This window comes from Eggerthella sp. 1_3_56FAA (assembly GCF_000185625.1).
Taxonomy (GTDB): domain Bacteria; phylum Actinomycetota; class Coriobacteriia; order Coriobacteriales; family Eggerthellaceae; genus Eggerthella; species Eggerthella lenta.
The window spans coordinates 17,086-20,590 of record NZ_GL622583.1 but is presented as its reverse complement, the minus strand read 5'-3'; the positions used below and the strand labels follow the sequence as shown (position 1 = coordinate 20,590).

Here is a 3,505-nt window from a genome sequence, read left to right as displayed (position 1 = left end):
TCTCCGACTCAGTATTGACTCGGCGCGCCGACGGTCGCGCTCGCAATGGCCATGCTCGCGGCGCTCGCGCTCTGCGGGCTCGTCCTCTGCATGTGCGGCGCTGGCGCGTCCTCGACCCAGGCGAGGGCCGTCGGCCTGTCGGAGGAGGTGCAGGCGCTGAGGCCCTACGTGTCCTACTACATGCACCAGGAGGGCAAGGGGGAGTTCGTCGAGCTCGCGCTGGCGGTCTGCCAGCACGAGAGCGGCGGGGCCGGGTGGAAGATAGCCGACCACGACCCGTTCCAGTGCGCCGAGTCGACGGGGGCGTCCCGCCCGGGATTCCCCGATGCCGGCACTGTCGCCGACCCCGTGACGGGTGTGGACGGCGACGACTGGTGGTGCTCGGCCAGCGTCAAGCAGGGCTGCGCGTACCTGTCCGACAAGCTGCGGCTCTGGGGATGCGACGACCCTTGCGACCTCGAGGCGTTGAAGAACGTGCTGCAGACGTACAACTCGGGCCCTGGCTGGCATGCCTACGCGCTGTCCAACGGCGGCAGGTGGAGCGAGGATCTGGCGCGAAGCTACGGTATCGGCACGCCCAACTACCCCTTGCGCGTGCTGGAGCATTACGAGGTGTCCTACGGAGCGTCGGGCGACGGGGCGGCCGTGGCCGAATGGGTCAAGGCGCGCGAGAACAAGTGGCTGGTGTACTCCCAGGATGCGAGCCTGCGCGTGGATCCCGACAGGACGGGCGCCACCGACTGCTCGGGCATGTGCAGGGCGGCCTACCTAGCCGTCACCGGCATGGACATAGGCTGGTACACCGGCGACCAGTCGCTCGGAGGCAAGGAGATAGCCTCGGGGTCGAGAGGGCAGGGCGTCTCCGCCTCCCAGCTCGAGCCGGGCGACCTCGTGTTCTGCAGCTTTAACGGGTACAACCCGACATGGGATCACGTCGAGATGTACGTGGGCGACGGGCAGCTGATGGGCATGGGCCACGCGCCCGGCCCCCATTACTCGGGGGATGTATCGAGCTATGTGGCGAACACTTACAACTGGCAGGTTAGGCGGTACTTATAGTGAAGATGAAGCACGACAACCTATGGAGGGCGAACCCCGACACGGCCGAGGAGATGGACGAGATCGAGCGCCGGCGGAAGCGGGCCATGCGCACGGCGATCACCCTCCTCGCCCTGGCCGTCGCCGTCAACGTCGCCGTCAACGAGTTCTCATGCGTCGGCCCGTCCTCTTCCAAGAGGGACGCCGCCCCGCCCGCCGTCCAGCAATCCGCGCCGGACGACCGGGGGGGAGCGGGACAGGCCGGCGCCGATGCGGACGGCGAGGAGCCAGCCTTGTCCTTGGACATCGCCACCGATCAGGCAGAAGCTACGCGGGTCGACCAGGATGCGGTGCGCGGCGCGCTCGGGGCGTACTGCAAGGAGATGGGCATCGAGGCGTCTCGCGCGTACGTTTCGGCCGTGCTCAGCTTCCCGTCGTCGACCGCCTCGTCCTACCTGGAGGTGGAGCTGCTGGATTCCGACGGCTCGAAAGCGGCCGACGTGGGCGTCGCCTACTCCCTGGACTACGGCACGTGCACTGTCGTCCCCTTGGAGTCTTTGACCGGAGGGTCTGAGAAGCCCGAGCGCATCGAGCGTGGGGGCGATGCTTTATGAGGCGCGCGCCGGCGTACGAGGGTGCCGTCGCTCCCGATCCCGTCATCAGCCATCTGTCCGCAACCGTAGATCGTGCAGCCCGATGGAGGCGCGTGGTCTTCCGCACGAGTTTGGCGGGAGCATGCGTCCTGATCGCGATGCTCGCTATGATGATCCTCGCGGATACGGCCTACGGCGGATGGATCGAGGATCTGACCGGCCTGTCGATCTCCGGCATAGTCAACAACTTCTTCACCGCCCTCGGCCTCGGCGACGGCGTGGCGGCGATAATGCAGTCGGCGTCCGACACCTGGCTGTCGCAGCTCGCGTCCTACAAGTTCGACGTGGACGCCTCGCGCGTCGCCGATGTCATCGCCGTCATCAACAAGGCGGCCGCGCCGGTGGGCGAGTCGCTCATCATGGTGTTCCTTTTCCAAGGGGTGTTCAAGAAGGTCACGGCGACCGACGGCAGCTTCATCCATGGGGAGGGGCTTTACGAGCTCGTGATGATGCTGGTCAAGTTCTTCTTGTACAAAACGCTGATCGACCTCGCGCCGCTGCTCATATACGGGATACTCCTCGCCGGCGACGGCGTGTCGAACGCCATCTCCCAGTACGCCCCGGGCGGGTCGGCCGGCGTGTCCTTCGACCAGGCGGCGCTGTCCGCGGCCGTCAACTCCGCTCTCGGGCAGACCGCCGGCGACGCCTCCGGCAACGCCGGCATAGCAGGGGCGCTCGGCTCCTACATTGGCAGCCTGCTCCTGCTCTACCTCGGCGCTCTCTTCTTCTGGGTGATGTCGATGATCGTGTCCTTCGCGGGCGAGGCCGTGATCCTGGCCAGGTTCGCCGAGGCGAGCGTGCTCACGGGATTCTGTTCCATCCCCGTGGCGTTCCTGCTCAGCGAGGAGTGGGCCGAGGCCGGCAGGATGTACTTCAAAGAGATCGGCAGCGCGGCCATCATGATCGCGGTCGTCCAGGCGGTCGTCATCATCACGCCCATGATCCTCGAAGGGGTGATCGTGACGTCGGGCGGCGACATCTGGCAGATCATCCGGGGAGGGCTCATCTACACGGCGACGCTGCTGGTGGTCGTGCTCGGTTCGACGATGACGACGTACAAGGTCGTCGGGAAGATGATGTGACATGAGGCATGGATCGAAGACAGCCGCCGTCGTCGCGCTCGCCGCGGCGCTCTCCCTTGCCGACGCCTCCCAGGCTTGGGCATGGGGGTACGGTGCGGCGCTGGGGCAGGACGGCATGACCCTCGACAGGCTCGTGAGCGAGGTGCTCAAGCCCATCGTGCAGCTCGCCGGGTACGTCCTCACCGCATTCGGGGCGTACCGGTACTTCCAGAACCGCTCGGACGACGGGCCCGCGGCGCGCCAGGCGCTCGGCATGCTCGCGACGGGAGGGGTCATGGTCGCCTTCACCGCCTACGACCTTGGCAAGGGGAGCCTCAACGGCTTCATGCGCGAGTTCGCCGTTCCGGGTCTGATCGCGCTCGGCACCCTTTGGATGATCAACGGCTTCTACGACTACTTCTTCCACTCGGACGACGCAGTGGCCGCGAAGAAGGGCCTGCAGGCCGCCGTGTCGGGCGGCGTCATGGCGCTTATGGGCGGGGCTTTCGGAACCATCTCGTTGGTGTACTAGATCGGAGGCGGATATGGGCGAGTGGGTCACATTGGCCGACGGGTCGAAGCTGTTCTGCCCGTACCCGTTGGAGCATCGGCCGCTGCGGGAAGAGGAGTCCGAGGAGCCGAACTCGCAGAGCTGGCACGTCGCGCTCGCGCTCGCCGGCGTCCTGGGGTTCACCGGGGCGCACAGGTTCTATACGGGCAAGATCGCTACGGCAATCGTGTGGCTGCTGACGG

General features: G+C 66.6%; 5 protein-coding genes. All 5 read left to right on the top strand.

Annotation, left to right across the window (positions count from 1 at the left end; genetic code table 11):
* Positions 1 to 45: 45 nt before the first annotated feature.
* Positions 46 to 1,059: a lysozyme family protein gene (locus HMPREF1023_RS14710; protein ID WP_009307234.1), complete on the top strand. Its 1,014-nt coding sequence runs from the start codon at positions 46 to 48 to the stop codon at positions 1,057 to 1,059.
* A gap of 5 nt (positions 1,060 to 1,064) precedes the next feature.
* Complete coding sequence (locus tag HMPREF1023_RS14705) at positions 1,065 to 1,652, top strand: hypothetical protein (protein WP_232228741.1); 588 nt, start codon at positions 1,065 to 1,067, stop codon at positions 1,650 to 1,652.
* 92 nt (positions 1,653 to 1,744) lie between these two features.
* The gene (locus HMPREF1023_RS14700; RefSeq protein ID WP_009307231.1) at positions 1,745 to 2,773 is read left to right on the top strand and encodes a hypothetical protein; all 1,029 of its coding nucleotides are present in this window, start codon (positions 1,745 to 1,747) and stop codon (positions 2,771 to 2,773) included.
* A gap of 1 nt (position 2,774) precedes the next feature.
* On the top strand, positions 2,775 to 3,284 hold the full coding sequence (locus HMPREF1023_RS14695; protein ID WP_009307229.1) for a hypothetical protein: 510 nt from the start codon (positions 2,775 to 2,777) through the stop codon (positions 3,282 to 3,284).
* A gap of 13 nt (positions 3,285 to 3,297) precedes the next feature.
* Positions 3,298 to 3,505, top strand: a 208-nt coding sequence (locus HMPREF1023_RS14690) for a TM2 domain-containing protein (RefSeq protein ID WP_009307228.1), incomplete at its 3' end; no start/stop codon positions are given.

What these genes read in the sequence shown, in the direction of transcription:
- HMPREF1023_RS14710 (WP_009307234.1), top strand. Translation starts at nt 46, where the DNA reads ATGGCCATGCTCGCGGCGCTCGCGCTCTGCGGGCTCGTCCTCTGCATG.
- HMPREF1023_RS14705 (WP_232228741.1), top strand. Translation starts at nt 1,065, where the DNA reads ATGAAGCACGACAACCTATGGAGGGCGAACCCCGACACGGCCGAGGAG.
- HMPREF1023_RS14695 (WP_009307229.1), top strand. Translation starts at nt 2,775, where the DNA reads ATGAGGCATGGATCGAAGACAGCCGCCGTCGTCGCGCTCGCCGCGGCG.